This is a genomic window from Bacillus sp. FSL K6-6038 (assembly GCF_038050455.1).
GTDB classification, from domain to species: Bacteria; Bacillota; Bacilli; order Bacillales; family Bacillaceae_G; genus Bacillus_A; species Bacillus_A pseudomycoides.
Map to the genome: position 1 here is coordinate 4,344,264 of NZ_JBBOUH010000001.1, position 18,776 is coordinate 4,363,039.

17 protein-coding genes are annotated in these 18,776 nt (G+C 36.8%); 3 read left to right on the forward strand and 14 right to left on the reverse strand.

Annotation, left to right across the window (positions count from 1 at the left end; genetic code table 11):
• Positions 1-74: 74 nt before the first annotated feature.
• Together NSQ40_RS22855 and NSQ40_RS22860 are read right to left on the reverse strand one after the other, a co-directional pair.
• Complete coding sequence (locus NSQ40_RS22855; protein ID WP_003200723.1) at positions 75-1,301, reverse strand: ABC transporter permease; 1,227 nt, start codon at positions 1,299-1,301, stop codon at positions 75-77.
• A gap of 2 nt (positions 1,302-1,303) precedes the next feature.
• The gene (locus tag NSQ40_RS22860) at positions 1,304-2,188 is read right to left on the reverse strand and encodes an ABC transporter ATP-binding protein (protein WP_003208657.1); all 885 of its coding nucleotides are present in this window, start codon (positions 2,186-2,188) and stop codon (positions 1,304-1,306) included.
• Between the two features lie 350 nt (positions 2,189-2,538).
• Between NSQ40_RS22860 and NSQ40_RS22865 the strand changes: the two genes are divergently transcribed.
• Both NSQ40_RS22865 and NSQ40_RS22870 read left to right on the forward strand, forming a co-directional pair.
• Positions 2,539-3,369, forward strand: a complete 831-nt coding sequence (locus NSQ40_RS22865; protein WP_003200718.1) for a 5'-nucleotidase, lipoprotein e(P4) family — start codon at positions 2,539-2,541, stop codon at positions 3,367-3,369.
• 514 nt (positions 3,370-3,883) lie between these two features.
• Positions 3,884-4,675 carry a M15 family metallopeptidase gene (locus NSQ40_RS22870; protein WP_003200716.1) on the forward strand — a complete coding sequence of 264 codons (792 nt, stop codon included), beginning with the start codon at positions 3,884-3,886 and terminating at the stop codon, positions 4,673-4,675.
• Positions 4,676-4,686: 11 nt separating this feature from the next.
• Here NSQ40_RS22870 and NSQ40_RS22875 read toward each other — a convergent pair whose 3' ends face one another.
• The 4 genes from NSQ40_RS22875 to NSQ40_RS22890 all read right to left on the reverse strand — a co-directional run bounded on the left by NSQ40_RS22875 (position 4,687) and on the right by NSQ40_RS22890 (position 8,619).
• A complete protein-coding gene (locus NSQ40_RS22875; RefSeq protein ID WP_018764413.1) occupies positions 4,687-5,133 on the reverse strand; it encodes an acyl-CoA thioesterase in 447 nt (148 codons plus the stop codon).
• Between the two features lie 298 nt (positions 5,134-5,431).
• A complete protein-coding gene (gene sdhB, locus NSQ40_RS22880; protein ID WP_016116528.1) occupies positions 5,432-6,193 on the reverse strand; it encodes a succinate dehydrogenase iron-sulfur subunit in 762 nt (253 codons plus the stop codon).
• Positions 6,186-7,979: a succinate dehydrogenase flavoprotein subunit gene (gene sdhA, locus NSQ40_RS22885; protein WP_003200712.1), complete on the reverse strand. Its 1,794-nt coding sequence runs from the start codon at positions 7,977-7,979 to the stop codon at positions 6,186-6,188. Before sdhA ends, sdhB begins: the two co-directional genes overlap by 8 nt.
• A 13-nt stretch (positions 7,980-7,992) precedes the next feature.
• Positions 7,993-8,619, reverse strand: coding sequence for a succinate dehydrogenase cytochrome b558 subunit (locus tag NSQ40_RS22890; protein WP_003200710.1), 627 nt, complete (start codon positions 8,617-8,619; stop codon positions 7,993-7,995).
• Between the two features lie 312 nt (positions 8,620-8,931).
• Between NSQ40_RS22890 and NSQ40_RS22895 the strand changes: the two genes are divergently transcribed.
• Positions 8,932-9,381, forward strand: coding sequence for a YslB family protein (locus NSQ40_RS22895; protein ID WP_003200709.1), 450 nt, complete (start codon positions 8,932-8,934; stop codon positions 9,379-9,381).
• A gap of 312 nt (positions 9,382-9,693) precedes the next feature.
• Here the strand turns inward: NSQ40_RS22895 and uvrC are convergent, their stop codons facing one another.
• Genes uvrC through NSQ40_RS22935 form a run of 8 tightly spaced genes read right to left on the reverse strand, consistent with a single transcriptional unit; the run spans position 9,694 to position 18,737 of the window.
• The gene (uvrC, locus tag NSQ40_RS22900) at positions 9,694-11,478 is read right to left on the reverse strand and encodes an excinuclease ABC subunit C (protein WP_003200707.1); all 1,785 of its coding nucleotides are present in this window, start codon (positions 11,476-11,478) and stop codon (positions 9,694-9,696) included.
• Positions 11,479-11,493: 15 nt separating this feature from the next.
• The gene (locus NSQ40_RS22905; protein ID WP_003200705.1) at positions 11,494-12,903 is read right to left on the reverse strand and encodes a hypothetical protein; all 1,410 of its coding nucleotides are present in this window, start codon (positions 12,901-12,903) and stop codon (positions 11,494-11,496) included.
• Positions 12,904-12,950: 47 nt separating this feature from the next.
• Entirely contained in the window at positions 12,951-13,856 is a 906-nt protein-coding gene (locus NSQ40_RS22910; RefSeq protein WP_003200704.1) for an FTR1 family iron permease, read from the reverse strand.
• 18 nt (positions 13,857-13,874) lie between these two features.
• Positions 13,875-14,636: a hypothetical protein gene (locus NSQ40_RS22915; protein WP_003200702.1), complete on the reverse strand. Its 762-nt coding sequence runs from the start codon at positions 14,634-14,636 to the stop codon at positions 13,875-13,877.
• Positions 14,637-14,688: 52 nt separating this feature from the next.
• A complete protein-coding gene (locus tag NSQ40_RS22920) occupies positions 14,689-15,435 on the reverse strand; it encodes a glycosyltransferase family 2 protein (protein WP_033796440.1) in 747 nt (248 codons plus the stop codon).
• Positions 15,432-16,907, reverse strand: a complete 1,476-nt coding sequence (locus NSQ40_RS22925; protein ID WP_018781656.1) for an alkaline phosphatase family protein — start codon at positions 16,905-16,907, stop codon at positions 15,432-15,434. The genes NSQ40_RS22920 and NSQ40_RS22925 overlap by 4 nt, the downstream gene beginning before the upstream one ends.
• On the reverse strand, positions 16,895-17,773 hold the full coding sequence (locus tag NSQ40_RS22930; protein ID WP_080547251.1) for a lysylphosphatidylglycerol synthase transmembrane domain-containing protein: 879 nt from the start codon (positions 17,771-17,773) through the stop codon (positions 16,895-16,897). The genes NSQ40_RS22925 and NSQ40_RS22930 overlap by 13 nt, the downstream gene beginning before the upstream one ends.
• Before the next feature lie 16 nt (positions 17,774-17,789).
• Entirely contained in the window at positions 17,790-18,737 is a 948-nt protein-coding gene (locus NSQ40_RS22935) for an SDR family NAD(P)-dependent oxidoreductase (RefSeq protein ID WP_003200695.1), read from the reverse strand.
• Positions 18,738-18,776 lie beyond the last annotated feature (39 nt).

Consider the following 18,776-nt stretch of genomic DNA (forward strand, 5'->3'; position numbering starts at 1 on the left):
TATTATTATATACTATTTTTAATTTATACATAAAGAAAAAGCATGATTTCACAAGAAAATCATGCTTTTTCCTATTATTGACGTTTAATAAATTTCGCTAAATCTTTAAATTTCACTTTGTCTGAGTAATTCATTACACCATTTACATAAATACGACTCGTAACAGCACTTAATATACCAATCGTCGCCAAAAGAATCGCAAGTGTTATCGTAATTTCTAACATCCCCGCCTCACCAGCTACAATGCGCGAGAATGTGACCATCGGTGTAAAGAACGGAACATACGAACTTACAACAACAATAGTACTATTCGGATCACTTAATGATTTCATACTAATGAATAATGCTGCCATTATTAAAATCGACACCGGGAACATTACACCTTGTAAATCCTCAGTCTTAGAAACAACCGCACCAGCAGCTGCATACATCATCGCATAAAGGAAATATCCTGTAACAAAATAAATTAGGAACATACTGATAACTTGTGCATCTAGCTTTGTAAAATCAATTGGCAATCCAAATAATGAACCACTTTCTAAATCTACCCAGCCTAGTACACAAGGAACAAGGTAACCACATGCCAATATAACAAGTTGTAATAACGCCGTTGAAACAACTGCCAAAATTTTTGCATACATCATAGTAAGAGGTTTTACTTTCGGAATCATGACTTCCATAACGCGAGAAGCTTTTTCAGAAGCAATATTCATCGCAATTGTGCTTCCGAACGCAACAATGAACATATACAAAGCGAATGTAAAGAAATATGCAATTCCGAAAGAGGCAGAACGATCTTTTATCGCTTCTTGTTTCACGGAAATTTCTGTTTGCAATTGTTGTGCAATTTCCGGTGAAACATTATGTTTAGCAACCGTTACTGCCGTATATTGCTCCTTTAAATAACTAGCCATAATTGTAGAAGTTGTTTCACTAGGGAACCCATTAAACATATACGTAACCTCTGGAACTCCATTCTTTTCTTTCACATGGAATAAACCATCTAAATCTCCTTCTTCTACTTGTTTATGGAATTTATCAAAATCACCCTTTGAACCAACCGTTATTTTTGCTGATGGCAATAACTTATTTAACTCTTCTTTTTGTATTTTATATGTAGAACTTTCTACTACAACTGCAATCTTATCTTTCTCCTTACTTTTATCTCCATCAGAAGTGAAATGGTTAAATGCAAAGATTCCAAACACAACTAAAAATAAAATCGCACTCGTAATCAATGATTTTTTAGAAAAAAATGCTTCCCTGAAATAAAATGAAAATACATGAGAAAATTTACGCATTGTTATTTCGCCCTTTCTACAAATATTTCGTTTAGCGTCGGCTCTAGCATTTTAAATTGCCTTAAGCTTACACCTTGCTCTTGCAATTGTTGCAAAATCTTTAGAGCTTCTGCATCGTCTTGTACTTTTACATAAAGAAGGCCTTGTTGTTTTTCATACGGAACATGTATAGCTTCTAATCCCTTTTCATTCTCTGCTGTATCTTCAATAGTTAAATTACGAAAACCGTATTCTTTCTTAATATCACTTAGCTGTCCTTCTACGACTGCTTCACCTTTTTTCAAAATACATACATGTTGGCAAAAAGCCTCTACTTGTTCCATACGATGACTTGATAAAATAATCGTCTTTCCGCTCTGTACTTGTTCTTCAATAATACTAGCTAGCATTCCAGCATTAACTGGATCAAGTCCGCTAAATGGTTCATCTAAAATAAGTAGTTCTGGATTATGAAGAAGGGCCGCAATTAATTGAATTTTTTGTTGATTCCCTTTTGAAAGCTCTCCTGCCGTTTTAAATTTATATTCTGGGATTGCTAATCGTTCTAACCAGTGATCGATTGCAAGATCGACTTCTTTCTTCGTCATTCCTTCTAATCTACCAAAATATCGCAGTTGATCTATTACCCTACTTTTTGTATATAATCCTCTTTCCTCTGGCAAATATCCAATTGTTACCCCACTATTACCAAATGTTTTTCCATCCCACGTAATAGAACCTTCATTAGGCGTTAATAACCCAAGAAGCATTTTAATTGTCGTTGTTTTCCCTGCACCATTTCGGCCAAGTAAACCTAACACTTCACCTTTTGGTAACGAGATTTGCAAACCGTTAACTGCCTTTGATTCTCCAAATGTTTTTGTTAAGTTTTGAATTTGTAAACTCAAAGTATAAAGCCTCCCCTTTAATATCATTCGTACTCTCTTAAAGACTATGATTGTTTGAAATAAAATATAGTATTATATTTCATTCTCTTATATGTACCATCATCTCTAATCCATCATTTGTTTCATTTAGTTAAAATTGTAAATAACAGAACGGAGTTTGTCAATTATAATTGTCATTTTGACAATAAAGTAAGTCAAATAACTCATTATCATTTTGCTCATCTTTCTAATATAAGGCACACTACTATATATACAAAAGACAATATACAAAAGTTCATAAAAAAGGTATAAAAAATATTATATTTTAATATATAATATTAAAGAATTTAGTTACATCAAGGAGGATACATATGAAAATGAAAAGAGGCATTACCACATTATTATCTGTAGCAGTTCTTTCTACATCACTTGTAGCATGTTCAGGAACAGCTGAAAAAACTGTAGCAAAAGAAGAAAAAGTAAAATTAACAGATCAACAGCTAATGGCTGATCTATGGTATCAAACAGCTGGTGAAACAAAAGCTTTGTATTATCAAGGCTATAACATCGGACAATTAAAACTCGATGCTGCTCTTGCAAAAGGGACAAGTAAAAAACCAGCAATTGTACTAGATTTAGATGAAACCGTTTTAGATAACAGCCCCCACCAAGCGATGACTGTGAAAGAAGGAAAGGGCTATCCTTATAAATGGGATGAGTGGATTAATAAAGCAGAAGCGGCAGCTCTTCCTGGTGCAATTGACTTCTTAAAATATACTGAATCTAAAGGTGTCGATATCTACTACATTTCAAACCGTAAAACAAATCAATTAGATGCAACGATTAAAAACCTTGAACGCGTTGGCGCTCCACAAGCAACGAAAGAACATATTTTACTACAAGACCCGAAAGAAAAAGGGAAAGAAAAACGTCGTGAACTTGTTTCACAATCACACGATATCGTCCTATTCTTCGGTGATAACTTATCTGACTTCACTGGATTTGATGGGAAATCTGTAAAAGATCGCAATCAAACAGTTGAAGAAACAAAAGCACAATTTGGCGAGAAATTCATCATTTTCCCTAACCCAATGTATGGTGATTGGGAAGGCGCTCTATATGATTACAATTTCAAAAAATCTGATGCAGAAAAAGATAAAATTCGTCGTGATAACTTAAAATCATTTGAAGTAAACAAATAACGGGAAACTTCCATCAGTTGGGTTTTCTTTATCCCTCACCTATCTTCTTTACTTTCACTAAATCTTGAGGTGGGGGTCTTACTGTCCGTGAATAACGGGATAAAAGGATGGCTTAAGCCATCCTTTTATTTCTTAACCCTTGGTTTATTCCAATCCATTTATGTGTATACCCGAACAATATACATATCCATTTTGATTTTTCAACATATAAGTCGCGGCTATGAAAATAAAAAGAAATCTCCACTCGTTTTCTCCCTTTGGTTTTACTCGGCATGGGGCTAAAAAAGGCACTGTCCGCTTCTATCCATGGTCAGACGCTCTCTCCCACCCAAAAAGAAAGGTTTTGTATTGTTTTTTCCATTTGTATGTATATGAATCAACAAAATCAAACATTTTTTGACATTTTCTTTGCAATTCTATTACGTTACGACTCTTATATTTCTTTTTATAGAAACTAGACTTATAATTAACATACTAGAAAAATTATAAGAAAGGACTGAGATTACACAGCGTTATGAAAAAGGTAATTGTTATTTCTGCCACTACGATTGTAATCGGTATTACATCCTTCGCTTATTTCAGCTCAAAATCTCCATTACAAAATGAAGCGAAAGCTGTCGAAACACAAAAACATATTGAACATCCAAAAGAAGAGATTCCAACATTCCCAAAAGCAACTCATACTGCTAAAAAAATAGATGAGAATTTCTCTCTTGTTACAAATCCAGATTCACCTCTTGTATTAGTAAATAAACATCGTAAATTACCAGATGGCTATACACCAGACGATCTTATAAGACCAGACGTTCCATTTGCATATCCAAAAGATAAAGAGAAAACATTACTTCGTAAAGATGCTGGTGCAGCTCTCGAAAAAATGTTCCATGCAGCAAAAGAACAAGGACTAGAGCTTACTGCTGTATCAGGATACCGTTCTTATAAACGACAACAATCATTACATAATATGTACATAAAACGACAAGGACAAGCTGAAGCAGATTCAGTGAGCGCAATTCCTGGAACGAGCGAACATCAAACAGGCCTTGCAATGGATATTAGTTCTAAATCTGCAAAATATCAATTAGAACCTATTTTTGGTGAAACAGAAGAAGGTAAATGGGTTGCAGCACATGCCCATGAATTTGGCTTCGTCATTCGCTATTTAGAAGATAAAACAGATACAACAGAATACTCATATGAACCGTGGCACCTTAGATACGTCGGTAATCCATATGCTACATACTTACATAAACATCACTTAACATTAGAAGAAGCAATGGGTGAAACAAATAAGAGAGCTAAATAGCTCTCTTATTTTTATTGCAATAGCTTTTGCTTCCATTCTTGGGGCCAAGGTGCCCCTTTTCCCGTTTTCTTTGAGGCTTGCACCATTGCCCCGCGCCCTACTAAGCAAACTTCTCCCGCTTCATTTTTCACCATATAGTGTAAATCCAAAGAAGAATTCCCAATTGTTTCAGCTTTTACATATACCTTTAAATGTTCATCGAAGAAAATTTGTTTTAAAAAATTACATTGTAAGTCAGCAACAACAATCATTGTTTCTGATGCTTCATGTGTCCATTCTTGCATAAAACCAAGCTCTTTAAAAAATTCAATACGTGCTTCTTCAAAATATGTAAAAGCAACACCATTATTCATGTGTCCAAACATATCTGTTTCACAAAAACGAACTTTCACAGGAATGTAAAATGAAAAATCTTTTTCCCAGCTAGCAAAGTTTTCAATATAGGAAATCTTCTTCATGTTTTTCTCTCCTTTTTCTCTCATTCTCATAAGTCACATAATAAATTTCAGAATAAACGAAAAATTAAAACGATTAAAAACCATATATCCATTTTGATTTTCCAACATATCAGTCGCAGCTATGGAAAACAACAGGTGACCTACACTCATTTTCTCCCTTTGTTTTCACTCGGAATAGGGCTACCGTTTCTATGCATGATCGGATCCTCTCTCCCACCCAAAAAGAAGAATTTCATGTCGGTTTTTCCATTTGTATTTATATAAATATTGCCTCTTCGATTCGAAGAGGCAATATAAATTAATAGTTATTGTCGCTACCAAAGAAATCTTTAAACGACTGAATTGTTGTATCACGGTTTAATGCTGCAATTGAAGTTGTTAACGGGATACCTTTTGGACATGATTGTACGCAGTTTTGCGAGTTACCACAGTTCGCAAGGCCACCATCACCCATAATTGCACGTAAGCGCTCTGCTTTATGCATTTCACCAGTTGGATGTGAGTTAAATAAACGTGCTTGTGAAAGCGGCGCTGGTCCGATAAAGTCAGATTTACTGTTTACGTTCGGACATGATTCTAAGCAAACACCACATGTCATACATTTTGAAAGTTCATATGCCCATTGACGCTTTTTCTCTGGCATTCTTGGTCCTGGTCCTAAATCATACGTACCATCGATTGGAACCCAAGCCTTAACACGTTTCAAAGCATCAAACATACGACTACGATCAACTTGTAAATCACGTACTACCGGGAATGTCTTCATCGGTTTTATACGAACTGGTTGTTCTAATTTATCGATAAGAGCTGTACATGATTGACGTGGTTTACCATTAATTACCATAGAACAAGCACCACATACTTCTTCTAAACAGTTCATATCCCATGCAACCGGAGTCGTATGATTTCCTTTTGCATCAACAGGATTACGACGAATTTCCATAAGAGCCGAAATAATATTCATATTTGGGCGATATGGAATTTCAAATTCCTGATCAAACGATTGTGCATCTGGTCCATCTTGTCTCGTAATGATGAGGCGGATTGTTTTCTCAGACATGTTGTTTATCCCCCTTCTCTTCACCCTTAGCAGCTACATCATGTTTTGAAGAATAATCACGTTTACGTGGTTTGATTAATGAAACATCAACGTCTTCGTAATGGAATGCCGGTGCATTTCCTTCTCCTTCAAACTTCGCCATTGTAGTTTTTAAGAAGTTCGCATCATCACGATTTGGGAATTCTGGTTTATAATGCGCACCGCGGCTTTCATTACGGTTATACGCACCAATTGTAATAACACGAGCTAATTCAAACATATTTGCCAGTTGGCGTGTAAACGAAGCACCTTGGTTACTCCATTTTGCTGTATCGTTAATGTTAATGCGTTTATAACGTTCCATTAACTCTTGAATTTTCGCATCTGTTTCTAATAACTTTTTATTTTCACGAACTACTGTAACGTTATCCGTCATCCATTCTCCAAGCTCTTTATGAAGAACATATGCATTTTCATTACCATCTAACGTTAAAATATTGTTAAATTTCTCTGTTTCGATTAATTCATTTTGCTCGTATAAAGTAGATGAAACAGCATCAGATGATTTTGAAAGACCTTTCATATATTCAATCGCATTTGGTCCCGCTACCATACCGCCATAAATCGCTGAAAGTAACGAGTTAGCACCTAATCGGTTACCACCGTGCATAGAGTAATCACACTCACCTGCTGCAAATAACCCTGGAATACTTGTCATTTGCTTATAATCAACCCATAGTCCGCCCATTGAATAATGAACAGCAGGGAAGATTTTCATCGGTAGTTTACGAGGATCATCACCTGTGAACTTTTCATAGATTTCAATAATTCCACCAAGTTTAATATCTAGTTCTTTCGGATCTTTATGAGAAAGATCTAGATATACCATGTTTTCACCGTTAATACCTAGTTTTTGCTCGACACACACGTCAAAAATTTCACGCGTTGCGATATCACGAGGCACAAGGTTTCCGTATGCAGGATATTTCTCTTCTAAGAAGTACCATGGCTTACCGTCTTTATACGTCCAAACGCGTCCACCTTCACCACGTGCAGATTCACTCATTAGACGTAACTTATCGTCCCCAGGAATTGCTGTTGGGTGAATTTGAATGAACTCACCATTCGCATAATATGCACCTTGTTGATATACAGCAGATGCTGCTGTACCTGTATTAATAATAGAGTTTGTTGATTTTCCGAAGATGATACCAGGGCCCCCTGTTGCCATAATTACGGCATCAGCTTGGAAACTCTTAATCTCCATAGATTGTAAGTCTTGTGCAACGATTCCGCGACATACGCCTTCGTCATCCACAACAGCACGTAAGAAATCCCAACCTTCATATTTCGTTACAAGTCCTGCTACTTCATGACGGCGTACTTGCTCATCTAATGCGTACAATAATTGTTGGCCAGTTGTTGCACCAGCGAATGCTGTACGGTGATGTTGTGTTCCCCCGAAACGACGGAAATCAAGAAGTCCTTCTTCTGTACGGTTAAACATAACACCCATACGGTCCATTAAATGAATAATACCAGGCGCTGCTTCACACATTGCTTTAACTGGCGGCTGGTTCGCTAAGAAGTCACCACCATAGATTGTATCGTCAAAGTGAATCCATGGAGAATCCCCTTCACCTTTCGTATTTACAGCACCGTTCATGCCACCCTGTGCACATACAGAATGCGAACGTTTTACTGGTACTAAAGAGAACAGTTCCACGTTTACTCCTGCTTCTGCTGCCTTAATCGTTGCCATTAAGCCGGCTAAGCCACCACCGACTACTATAAGTTTCCCTTTCATGCTCTCCCACTCCTTACTGATTTGCTAGCTGTGGATCGATGAACGCTAATAATGCACTCACACCTACATAAGATAAACCTAAGAAAATAGCTAATGTTACATAAGTAGAGATACGTTGTGAACGTGGCGATACTGTAATTCCCCAGCTAATGCAGAATGTCCATAATCCATTCGCAAAGTGGAAAATTGTTGATACAACCCCAACTAAGTAGAAACCAAACATAACTGGGTTGCTTAAAATATCTGCCATCATGTCATAATTTACCTGCTTACCCATTGCTGCCTGAATACGTGTTTCCCAAACGTGCCAAGATAAGAAAATAAGCGTAACGACACCTGAGATTCGTTGGAAGACGAACATCCAGTTACGGAAATAACTATAAGATGTCGCATTGTTCTTAGCTGTAAATGCAATATATAATCCATATATAGCATGGTACAGTATCGGTAAAAAGATGACGAAAATTTCTAGCGCATACCGGAATGGAAGGAGCTCCATAAAATGAGCAGCTTTGTTAAAAGCCTCTGCCCCTCTTGTTGCAAAATTGTTTACTACTAAATGTTGCGTCAAAAAGACACCAACCGGAATGACCCCCATTAATGAGTGCCACTTGCGAAACGTATACTCGCGGCCTTTCATGTCCCCATTACCCCCCTTGAGTGTTTAACTGCTGCTTTCAGTATTAGTTTATAACAATAATGTTTTTTCACTATTGCTATAAGAAAAACTGAAAAAATTATTCGAAATATTTCAGCATAATTTGATACCAAATTCATTTTACTCCTATTTTTGTCGAAGCGTCAAGAAAACGTATACATAATTTGTACATAATTTGCATATAATTTGCCACTTCCTTTTTTCTTTCTATATATTTAGATTTTCCTAAAGAAAGTGCTGTTTTTATAAATGGGAAATGTTATATAATAATCCCTATAGAAAGAGGGGAATATTTTGAGCAAAAATACAATTGATATAGCATCTTTAGAAGATGTTTCATTGCACGCTTTCGCTTATGAACTGCTGCGGGAAGAAGTACTACCTGACCTAATTGGTAAAGAATTAGATGACATCTTATACTGGGCCGGCAGAAACCTAGCACGAAAATATCCGCTAGAGACGATTGAAGAAGTCATTTATTTTTTTGAAAAAGCTGGCTGGGGTCGCTTGAACATCATCGAGCATAAACGCCGTGAAATGCATTTTCAGCTAACAAGCCCGCTCATTACAGAGCGTCAAAAGCAAACTAGACATTCTTCTTACCAATTAGAAACTGGATTTGTTGCAGAACAAATTCAAAAACAACGAAATGTTGTTGCAGAGTCATATGAAGAGCAAAAAAAACGTTCGGATTCTATCACATTTCTTGTGAAATGGGACGTAAAAGATCCTATCGAAGTGTAGAATCTACATTAACAGTCAACTAGACATATAGGTTTAGTTGACTTTTCTATATAAATCCAAATTAAAAAAACGACATAAACCATTTCTTTTTAGGTGGGAGAGAGCATCCGGCCATGCATAGAAGCGGTCAGTGCCTTTTTTCTCCCCCTGCCGTGTGAAAACAAAAGGAGGAAATGTGTGAAGAACTGTTTTTGTTTTCATAGCTACAGCTTATATGTCGAAAAATCAAAATGGATTTACATTGCATATTCATTCATTTTTAATAATTTTTAATCTTCTGAAATTATATCAAAAAATAGAAGACATTGTAAACTACAACGTCTTCTTATCTGTTAAATAGGAATAAATGGTTTCTGCAACATTTTGCGGCATTCCCGCTTCGACAAATTCCGTCACAGAAGCTTCTTTCATCTTTTTTAGGGAGCCAAAATGTTTTAACAATACTTTTTTTCGCTTTTCACCAACTCCAGGAATCCCATCTAAAGCAGATTGAATCACTGATTTCCCGTGAAGCTGACGGTGAAATGTAATTGCAAATCGGTGTACCTCGTCTTGAATACGCTGCAATAAATAAAATTCTTGGCTATTTCTTTCAAGCATAACAGGCTCAGGAGGATCACCAATCATTAAATGCGATGTACGGTGTTTATCATCCTTAACAAGTCCTGCCATCGGAATATATAAGCCAAGTTCATTTTCAAGCACATCACTAGCAGCTGCAAGATGTCCTTTCCCGCCATCAATCACAATTAAATCAGGTAGTGGCAAATTCTCTTTTAAAGCACGCGTATACCGCCGGCGTACAACCTCTCGCATCGATTCATAATCATCTGGCCCTTGAACTGTCTTTATCTTATATTTTCGATACTCTTTTTTCGCTGATTTTCCATCAATAAAGACAATCATTGCTGAAACTGGATTCGTCCCTTGAATATTTGAGTTATCAAATGCTTCAATACGATATGGTGTTTCAATGTCAAGCTGCTTACCTAAATTTTCAACAGCCTTAATTGTTCGCTCTTCATCACGTTCAATTAAATAAAACTTCTCCCCTAAAGCGATCTTCGCATTCTTGTTTGCTAATTCAACGAGGTCTTTTTTCTTTCCTCGTTTTGGCTGCGTTACATCCACTTCTAAAAAACGCTCTACTAATTCAGGATCAATACTGCCTGGCACTACAATTTCCTTTGGTTTAAAATGATTGTTTTGTTCATAAAATTGACCGATAAATGTTAAAAACCCTTCTTCCGGCTCATCATAAATTGGGAACATAGAGACATCGCGCTCGATTAACTTACCTTTTCGGACAAAGAAAACTTGCACGCACATCCAGCCTTTATCCACCACATAACCAAACACATCGCGGTCAACTAAGTCGCTCATAATCATCTTCTGCTTTTCCATAATCGCATCTATATGAGAAATTTGATCACGTAATTCTTTTGCACGTTCAAACTCTAATTTTTCCGATGCTTCATACATTTTCGCTTCTAATTCTGAACGAACTTCTTTATGTCCACCATTCAAAAACTTAACAATTCCATCTACAATTTCTTGATTCTGTTCATCCGTTACCTCTTGTACACAAGGTGCTAAGCATTGTCCCATATGATAATATAAACAAACTTTATCTGGTATATTTGTACATTTCCGAAGCGGATACATGCGATCTAACAGTTTTTTTGTTTCATGAGCTGATTGCGCATTTGGATACGGACCAAAATACTTTCCTTTATCCTTTTTTACATTTCTCGTAATGAGCAAACGTGGCTGTTTTTCAGCTGTAATTTTAATAAATGGATATGTTTTATCATCTTTTAATTGGATATTATATTTTGGATCATATTTTTTGATTAAATTTAATTCTAAAATAAGTGCCTCCAGATTCGAGGAGGTAACAATATATTCAAAATCAACAATTTCCCCGACAAGACGGAGTGTCTTCCCATCATGTGAACCAGTAAAATACGAGCGCACACGATTTTTTAACACCTTTGCCTTCCCGACATATATAACCGTTCCTTGCTTATCTTTCATTAAGTAACAGCCTGGTTGATCTGGTAAAATTGATAATTTTTCTTTTAAATGCTCGTGCACTCGCTTTCTCCTCTCTTACTTTTTCCACCTATATAAGACTATTTTATGATACACAGGATCAAATAATGGATTAGAACGAAAAACAGCTACTTGTTCCATTTGTCCTTTTATATCAATCCCTTGCTTTTCAAATCCTTCAATAAGATGATTTGTAACGTATATCGTATCATTTTTATGATATTTTTTGTCCTGTAAAAAATAGTCATATGTGTAAAAACGTTTATGTTCATACGGCATCTGCAAGTATTCCATAACCCTCGTCTCTTCCCACGTGTATACAATAAATGACTGCTGTTTTCCCTCTAAATATGATGCCAGCTGATACGTTGCCGGTACCTCCACCTGTTGTTCTTTCATAAGCGGTATACTCACTATAAGTTGGCTTGTAGCAAATAACAGCAATACAATACCACGATGTCTTTTTAACCACGAGATAGCAAATACACAAAGGAACATCGCTACAATCGGATAAGAATGGCGCGGTTTATCAATATTTTGTCCAAGTAAATTCCAAAGAAAATAGAAACTTCCAAGAGCAATTATAACCTTTGGATAGCAACGTATGTTCTTCCATTGTAAAACAAATAGAAACAAAAAGGAAAGAAAGAAACCTACCAGATAATACGAGTGCATGCCTATTCCTGCAAAGATGATGTTTTCAGAAAGTAAACGGTAGAAACGTGAAATGAGTGGTTCACTCGTTTCTGTAACTGCTCCGCCCCATTCGGTAAAATGGCCTTCTACAAATCCGAAAGAGATTTTCCACAACCCCGTTATTCCACCAATGTTCCAAATAAGAGCACTAACCCAAACTAACTGTGAAAGGACAGTTGTACAAAATAAGATTATAAACCGCCATTTTTCTTCACGCCATTGTTGCCATAATAACAAAATAAGCACAATTCCAAACGGTGCATATGATAAGCGTATGCCCATTAATAGCGCAAAGAAGAGAACGGGCCAAAATTGAGTTTGAAAACGCTTTGTACGAAAGGCACGTTCTATACTCCATATATACCACCATACGATTGCTAATGCTGCACCTTCTGACATAGGCTGCGTTACTAAAATAGAGAAATAGCCGCTCGTTTGTAAAACAGCTACAACAATAAGAGCGCTCGTTCTACTTACATAATGACGCGCAATCCAGTACATCGGAAAAGCTGCGCTAAGTGCCATAATGGCGTTAAAAATCCCTAACGATTGCACAGGGTTTTCTATAAAAAGATGCGTTATCATTCCCCCTAAAATAAAAAAAGGATAGCCCGGGAAATGTGGCTGCATTGCTAATATGTCATATTGCTTTAATGCAAGCGTAAAATCGACTTCGTCCCACGTTGCCGCAAACGGACTCGCATAGAAAAACCGAATACAAATCGCGCTAGTAAATAGAATAACTGCCCATATACGTAATATTTGTTTCATCTTATTTCCTTTCTGCAAAAAAAGCACAAGGAAAACTCCTTGTACTTTTAGCTTACTGACTTATCTTCTTCGACTATTGTTTGCTTTTTTTTAACAGGTTTTTTAAAGATGATTAACATGTACAATACAACAAAATATCCGATATACACAAGTACTTCTTCAAGAGATGGCATCGATGAATATCCTAAAAATGCTTTTAAGAAAATACCGATATCCCCGGAAAGAAGTGGTGCAGTACCATGATCACGCAAATAGTGAGCGTAATCAATTGGATGCTCTGGTAGTAGCCATGTAATATCATATACATGCGGCATAACGCTGCCGAGTATTTTTAAATCTTGGAGCATAGAAATGCCTTGTACAAGAAGACCCGCTGCAATTAAGACGATAAATGCGCCCGTTACTTTAAAGAATACTTTAAGTGAAATGCGCATCGTTCCTTTAAAGAATAAGTAGCTAACAACAACTGCAACGAGTAAGCCTGAAATAGCTCCCCAGCCTTTCATCGCTTCTCCAATATTCCCTCCTGTAATAGCCGCGAAGAAAAACACTGTTTCAACACCTTCTCGAAGTACAACAAGAAAGGAGTGCACGACCATTCCAATTATGTTTCCAGCCGTAATATACTGACTCATTTTACTTTCCATATTGGCTTTCATATTTTTACTATGTTCTGCCATCCAAAATACCATTTGTGTAAGTAGAATGGCCGAAACGAAAATAATGGATATTTTCAAATACATTTCGCTGCCCATAGCAGCAAAACCAGTAAATACAACTTGGAAGACAAGAGCGACAATATAACTTGCTACAACCGCAAGCCCTGCTCCTAGCCAAACATATTTCACAAATTGCTTACTATCTGTACGCTTTAAATATGTCGTAATAATCCCAACAATAAGCAACGCTTCTAATACTTCACGAAATGTAATGAGAAATGCCTGAAGTTGCATCGCTCTTCCCCCTCATCCTTACTTACGTTTTCTTACAGCATATACAATGACCCCAACAAGTATAAGTACAATAACTACAATTGGAGCCCAGTTTTTCAAGCTACTTAAATCTGTCCACTCTGCTTTTTCTGTTTTATCAGAAGCTACTTTATCTTCTTGACTATTCGCGCTGAAGTGTCCCACTTTAAAGTCTTTAATTTTAAACTCTTTTTGTAAACTTGTTAAAATAACATCTTTACTTTTCTTGAAAGCATCTTGATTTGCTTCTTTTTGACCTACCCCAAATAATCCTGGGTTTCCTAATGATTCTAATGCTTTATTAAATTCATCCTTTAGCTTTGTATCCAACTCTTTATTGCGCTCACCAACAACTGGCGATAACGCTTCATATGTAGCAAATGCTTTAGCTAATAAACGTTTGCTTGTATCATAGTCTGTAAATTTTTCATCAACATTTGTTAAACGGCGATTAATATTAAGCGCAAGAATTTTTTGCATATCAGCAATGATATCTTCTTTATTTTGTTTATCAAAGTCCTTCATCATTGCTTTAGAAGGTTCTTTTCCCATATGTTGATCAATTTCTTCTTGCACATTCTCATATGCTTTTTTCGCTTCTTTAAAGTTTGCCGGATTTTCATCTAGCTTTGCAACCATTTGCTTATATGCCTCTGCAACTTTTTCTTCGTTCGGATTTCCATACGAATAAGCAAATGCACTTGTTTGAATTGAGAATGTTAAGAAAATAACAACAAATAATGATGTAATGATTTTTTTCATGAACGTTCCTCCCGAGATTAATGATAATTATTATCAAGATAAGAAAGGCTCGCTACGAGCACTTCTTATCCTCTGTTAATACATGTGCAGCATAGTCAATCGTAACTTTTTCTACCGGACGTGTCATTTCTTTCCAAATCGCCGGAAACACACGCGTCATATACTTACGAAAAGATATGAAAGACTCCCCTGTTTTTCGTACTTTATACGTAATCGGTACTTCTTGTACTCGAAATCCTTTTCGTACTAAATTCAAAGTAATGACTTGGGCATAGTTATAATCGTGAATAATTTCCCCATGCTCCATGGCTTGTCTAGAAAAGGCACGCATGCCTGATTGTCCATCACGAATCCATTTCCGCAGTAACAAACATTGCAACATCGTAAAGCAGTAATTCCCAAGACGTCGATGTAATTTCATCCCTCGAATTGTTCCGCGAAAACGAGAACCCATCGTATAATCTGCTTCTCCAGCAAAGATAGGCTCAAGTATATTCGGGATTTCATCAGCTGGGTATTCGTCATCAGCATCAATCATTACACTAATGTCAGCCCCAAGATGATAGCTCTCCTGCAAACCTGCTCGAACAGCTGCACCAAGTCCTCCGTTTTTTGCAAATGAAACGATGTGATCAGCCCCCGCCTCTTTTGCAACAGCTACTGTTCTATCAGTTGAGCCATCATCGATGACAAGTACTTCTACCGTTACATTTGGATGAAAATGACGCGGCACCTTTTGAATGACGTGTGCAATAGAATCCTCTTCATTTAGGGCTGGTATAAAAACAATTACTTTCATTCCTTTTCCTGCTCCTTTAACGCTTCTACTAATACAGGACCACGACTATGAGATGGATACGGCGCTCCTAATAAGTAAGCAATTGTAGGTGCCATAGAAACAAGACTCTTCTTCTCTTCTACTTTTATTCCTTGAGCGATATGAGGACCGCACATAAAGAATGGTACAAACCGCTCGCCCTCATCTAAATGACCGTGACCACCAATTCCATCCGCTTGTCCATGATCTGCGCAAATGATAAATGTCGTATTTTCTGCTTTGCCTGTTTTCTCTAAATGCTCGATAAACTGCTTCACATGCTGATCTGCTTCATGAATTTTTTGTAAATATTCATCATATAATACGCCACGACTATGCCCTGTTTGATCTGTAGAAATAAGCTGGACGATAAATAAATCCGGATCTTGTTCATCCATAATTTTTCTTGCTTTCTCCATAATTTTCGAGTCGACAACATCATTTTTCATTACAGCCGTAAATGTTTCCACATCATCGCCAAACGCGTCGACTAAATGCGCAACTGCTAACATTTTCCCTGTTTTATCTACTTTACGAAGAGAATCAAAAATACTCTCTACGTTCACTCCATGCTTCCAAACCATATTCGATTTAATACCATGCTCAAATGAATACGTTCCTGTAAACATAGATGAGAAACATACCACTGTACGAGCCGGATATACAGTTTCCATATTTAAAAACTCTGTCCCCTGTTTTCGAAGTGAATCTAAATATGGTGTATGCGCCGCCTCAAAACGATCTTTTCGCATACCGTCAATTACAATCACGACTACTTTTTCATTTAATGCCTTTTGGTTTTCAGGCATATTCTTCGTATAAGTAGGAATTGCTTTCGGCTGCCAATCAAATAAATTACGATGTAATATAAGTGTATATACGAGAAGAGCACCGTAAAATATAAGAAGCGTTTTCCAATCTACACCACTAAATGTACCACCCTCTTGGAAGAACTCGTAGTAGTAATACCAAAGCGAAAGTAATAGTAAAAACTTTGGCATTTGTTCCTGTGCATTCCCACTTGTAGAATCACTATTTTTCAAAACAAGCTTCCAAAATCGTGTAAAGTTCAGCCATGATGTCCCAATCCGCAAATGATAATATAACGTTCCCCAAAATAAAATTGTAAAGAAGAAATATAATCCTAATGCAAAAAAGAATAATGGTAAATGAACCATCTTAAATACAATTAAATAGGCAACAAACGGAAACCATAAATAGTTTCGTAAAAACAATGGAAAATCAAACAAATAATATAAAACAAATAAAGGTACAACGAGGACAAAACTGCTAACAAATGCTGAAATAAAACCAGTTTGTCCAAACTGTGAGATAGAAAACAATAAAAATGTACCGAATACAAAAATCGGTGTAAATGGTTTCCCTTCATTCAGCAAGTTCCAGCAGCGGGCTGCTACCTTTTCAAATTTTGATGCCTTTTTTACTTCTTCCACCGGATGTTTTCTCCCTTCTGCCTAACAAGTGAACGCAATTCCATGGGATATAAAACGAGTAAAAGTGCGCCCACACCATAAGAAAATATAAACTTAAATCCATGACTCATTAATGACCATTCATACGCCTCTACTGATCCTACCCCAAGCGCTCTTAACGCAAACGTCATTACCGTTTCATATGTCCCAATACCGCCTGGCGTTAATTGAAATACTTGCCCCGCGATGGTCACACTATTGACCCAAATCGCTTGTATAAATGTAAGAGAACTCGCGATTTCATATATAACAAAAGCTTCACAAATCCAGCTTATTACAATCAGTAAGATAATAATGATCCCTTGTACTGTAAACAAAACTGCCTTTAATTGCTTCCACTGACTCTCTACAAATTGCGGTGCTTTCTTATGCATAAGAAACAACATACCAATTCCAGTACATATACAAGCGAGGATAACGGGAGCATTCAGCAAAATATCTCCCCACATTATAAACATCCCTACGGCTCCAAATATACCAAGGATAAGCAAATCTAATATACGGAGCACAACAACTGATTGTGCCCCTTCCCCTAAGGTCACTTTTTTTTCTTTTGTAATAATTGCAATCCGAACAGCATCTCCTACTTTCAATGGAGAAACATGATTAATAAACAAACTATAAAACAACCCACATAAAGCTTCTTTCATTGTAATACGATGATGAAGATACAATTGCCAAGCATAGGCACGAAAGAAAAATGCAACACCATATATCATGATAAGAAGCACTACCGTATAAGGATGTTTCCATAATCCATATAGTTGTCTCCACAAAGAAGAAGCTTCAAACGATTTCCACGATATGACAAAAAAAACACATAACAAAAAAATACCACAAAGATTAAACAGTATCCGGATATTGTTTCGCCCAAGCAATAGTTCGCTCCAACCCTTCTGCAAATGATACACGAGGTTCATATCCAAGCTGTTCTTTCGCTTTCGAAATATCAGCCCACGTCGATGTCACATCCCCTTTACGATGCCCTTCTCTCCTTACACGCATTAATGGGAAATGTTTTTCTAACTGCGTAAGCAATTCGGTCATTAAAATTGGTGCATTCGACCCTAGATTGTATACATCACTTCTATTCGACTCTAACGTAAGAGCAATTCCTTCTGTAATATCATCAATATATGTGTAATCTCGGCCTGTTCCTTTTCCATATACAATAATTTCTTCTCCATTCAGCAATTTCCGGGTAAAGCTTGCTATTGCCATATCAGGACGCCCCCACGGACCATATACAGTAAAGAAACGTAAAATATTCATTTGAAATCCATACATATATTGATAAGCATGGCAAAGTGATTCTGCTCCATATTTTGATGCTGCATAAGGAGATAAGACACGGCCGTTCGCCATTTCCTCCTTCAAAGGCATTCCCATTTGCTCTCCATACACAGAAGAAGAGGATGCTACGATAACATGTTTTACATTTTCTTCTCCTGCACATGTTAATACGTTGCTTGTCCCTTTTATATTAATATCAACATAAGCACCTGGCATTTCAAGTGACGGCCTCACACCAGGAAATCCAGCTAAATGAATAACTGCATCAATCTTCTCTTGCTGCATAACAGCTTTCACATCTTCCTTGTGCAAAATATCGCACTCGTAAAATGGAACATTTCCATAACGCTGCACTTGTTCAAGCTGAAACTGTTTTCTTGATTTCGCATAATAGGAGTGGAAGTTATCAAGTAGTACAACTTGCTTTCCTTGTTCTAACAATTTTAAAGCAAGATGGCTTCCGATAAAACCTGCTCCTCCAGTAATTAATACTTTCATTCATTTCACCACCTTCTACCACACTATGTAAAAGAAGAA

Coding starts and splice junctions, on each gene's coding strand:
- NSQ40_RS22935 (WP_003200695.1), bottom strand. CDS start 18,737: ATGAAAGTATTAATTACTGGAGGAGCAGGTTTTATCGGAAGCCATCTT.
- NSQ40_RS22855 (WP_003200723.1), bottom strand. CDS start 1,301: ATGCGTAAATTTTCTCATGTATTTTCATTTTATTTCAGGGAAGCATTT.
- NSQ40_RS22875 (WP_018764413.1), bottom strand. CDS start 5,133: ATGAAGAAGATTTCCTATATTGAAAACTTTGCTAGCTGGGAAAAAGAT.
- NSQ40_RS22865 (WP_003200718.1), top strand. CDS start 2,539: ATGAAAATGAAAAGAGGCATTACCACATTATTATCTGTAGCAGTTCTT.
- NSQ40_RS22915 (WP_003200702.1), bottom strand. CDS start 14,636: ATGAAAAAAATCATTACATCATTATTTGTTGTTATTTTCTTAACATTC.
- NSQ40_RS22870 (WP_003200716.1), top strand. CDS start 3,884: ATGAAAAAGGTAATTGTTATTTCTGCCACTACGATTGTAATCGGTATT.
- sdhB (WP_016116528.1), bottom strand. CDS start 6,193: ATGTCTGAGAAAACAATCCGCCTCATCATTACGAGACAAGATGGACCA.
- NSQ40_RS22890 (WP_003200710.1), bottom strand. CDS start 8,619: ATGAAAGGCCGCGAGTATACGTTTCGCAAGTGGCACTCATTAATGGGG.
- sdhA (WP_003200712.1), bottom strand. CDS start 7,979: ATGAAAGGGAAACTTATAGTAGTCGGTGGTGGCTTAGCCGGCTTAATG.
- NSQ40_RS22905 (WP_003200705.1), bottom strand. CDS start 12,903: ATGAAACAAATATTACGTATATGGGCAGTTATTCTATTTACTAGCGCG.
- NSQ40_RS22920 (WP_033796440.1), bottom strand. CDS start 15,435: ATGAAAGTAATTGTTTTTATACCAGCCCTAAATGAAGAGGATTCTATT.
- NSQ40_RS22910 (WP_003200704.1), bottom strand. CDS start 13,856: ATGCAACTTCAGGCATTTCTCATTACATTTCGTGAAGTATTAGAAGCG.